The organism is Stenotrophomonas sp. 80084_Sma (assembly GCF_056481995.1).
Genome location: NZ_CM151177.1, coordinates 327,501 through 330,000, shown reverse-complemented (window position 1 = coordinate 330,000; position 2,500 = coordinate 327,501). Strand labels below are relative to the sequence as shown.

The 2,500-nt window shown below is 54.0% G+C and carries 2 rRNA genes (both only partly in view); both read right to left on the bottom strand.

What is annotated here, in order from left to right:
• Positions 1–33: ribosomal RNA gene (rrf, locus tag ACZK3W_RS01480) — 5S ribosomal RNA — on the bottom strand; it reaches 82 nt to the left of the window's first position.
• A gap of 127 nt (positions 34–160) precedes the next feature.
• Positions 161–2,500, bottom strand: a 23S ribosomal RNA gene (locus ACZK3W_RS01475); it runs 540 nt beyond the window's last position.

Genomic DNA, 2,500 nt, shown 5'->3' with positions numbered 1-2,500 from the left:
ATCGGGTGGTTCCACAGCGCTAATTTCACCAGGGAGGCGGTTGGAGCGTCGCCATCCGATACAGCCGGATAAGGCGCCTGCCTCTCGTAGTTCTTGTGACGTAGCGTGCACTTGGATGCTCTTACGACGCTGTCGTAAAGCCAAGGCAACTTGAGGTTATATGGTCAAGCCTCTCGGATCATTAGTATCAGTTAGCTCAATACATTGCTGTACTTACACACCTGACCTATCAACCACGTAGTCTACATGGTTCCTTCAGGGGGCTTGTGCCCCGGGAGATCTCATCTTGAGGCGCGCTTCCCGCTTAGATGCTTTCAGCGGTTATCGCTTCCGAACATAGCTACCCGGCAATGCCACTGGCGTGACAACCGGAACACCAGAGGTTCGTCCACTCCGGTCCTCTCGTACTAGGAGCAGCCCCTCTCAAATCTCCAACGCCCATGGCAGATAGGGACCGAACTGTCTCACGACGTTCTGAACCCAGCTCGCGTACCACTTTAAATGGCGAACAGCCATACCCTTGGGACCGACTACAGCCCCAGGATGTGATGAGCCGACATCGAGGTGCCAAACACCGCCGTCGATATGAACTCTTGGGCGGTATCAGCCTGTTATCCCCGGAGTACCTTTTATCCGTTGAGCGATGGCCCTTCCATACAGAACCACCGGATCACTAAGTCCTAGTTTCCTACCTGCTTGATCCGTCGATCTTGCAGTCAAGCACGCTTATGCCTTTGCACACAGTGCGCGATGTCCGACCGCGCTGAGCGTACCTTCGAGCTCCTCCGTTACTCTTTAGGAGGAGACCGCCCCAGTCAAACTACCCACCATACACGGTCCCCGACCCAGATAATGGGCCCAGGTTAGAACGTCAAGCACGACAGGGTGGTATTTCAAGGATGGCTCCGCTGCAGCTAGCGCCACAGTTTCATAGCCTCCCACCTATCCTACACAGACGAACTCAACGTTCAGTGTAAAGCTATAGTAAAGGTTCACGGGGTCTTTCCGTCTTGCCACGGGAACGCTGCATCTTCACAGCGATTTCAATTTCACTGAGTCTCGGGTGGAGACAGCGCCGCTGTCGTTACGCCATTCGTGCAGGTCGGAACTTACCCGACAAGGAATTTCGCTACCTTAGGACCGTTATAGTTACGGCCGCCGTTTACTGGGGCTTCGATCAAGAGCTTCGCCTTGCGGCTGACCCCATCAATTAACCTTCCAGCACCGGGCAGGCGTCACACCCTATACGTCCACTTTCGTGTTTGCAGAGTGCTGTGTTTTTGATAAACAGTCGCAGCGGCCTGGTTACTGCGACCCTCTTCAGCTATAGCTCGCACGAGCCACCAAAAAGGGTGCACCTTCTCCCGAAGTTACGGTGCCATGTTGCCTAGTTCCTTCACCCGAGTTCTCTCAAGCGCCTGAGAATTCTCATCCTACCCACCTGTGTCGGTTTACGGTACGGTCTGCGTAAGCTGAAGCTTAGGAGCTTTTCCTGGAAGCGTGGTATCAGTGACTTCGCCATAAAGGCTCGTCTCGGTGCTCGGTCTTAAAGGATCCCGGATTTGCCAAAGATCCAAACCTACCGCCTTTCCCCAGGACAACCAACGCCTGGTACACCTAACCTTCTCCGTCCCTCCATCGCACTTACGCGAGGTGCAGGAATATTAACCTGCTTCCCATCGACTACGACTTTCGTCCTCGCCTTAGGGGCCGACTCACCCTGCGCCGATTAACGTTGCGCAAGGAAACCTTGGGCTTTCGGCGTGCGGGTTTTTCACCCGCATTATCGTTACTCATGTCAGCATTCGCACTTCCGATACCTCCAGCAGACTTCTCAATCCACCTTCAACGGCTTACGGAACGCTCCTCTACCGCGCATAACAAAGTTATGCACCCCAAGCTTCGGTTCACTGCTTAGCCCCGTTAAATCTTCCCCGCAGACCGACTCGACCAGTGAGCTATTACGCTTTCTTTAAAGGGTGGCTGCTTCTAAGCCAACCTCCTGGCTGTCTGTGCCTTTCCACATGGTTTTCCACTTAGCAGTGAATTTGGGACCTTAGCTGTGGGTCTGGGTTGTTTCCCTTTTCACGACGGACGTTAGCACCCGCCGTGTGTCTCCCATACAGTCCGTCTCGGTATTCGGAGTTTGCAATGGTTTGGTAAGTCGCGATGACCCCCTAGCCATAACAGTGCTCTACCCCCGAGAGGATACATATGAGGCGCTACCTAAATAGCTTTCGAGGAGAACCAGCTATCTCCGGGTTCGATTAGCTTTTCACTCCTAATCACACCTCATCCCCTACCTTTGCAACGGGAGTGGGTTCGGGCCTCCAGTGCGTGTTACCGCACCTTCACCCTGGGCATGACTAGATCACCCGGTTTCGGGTCTACTGCCCGCGACTATGCGCCCTTATCAGACTCGGTTTCCCTTCGCCTCCCCTATACGGTTAAGCTTGCCACGAACAGTAAGTCGCTGACCCATTATACAAAAGGTACGCAG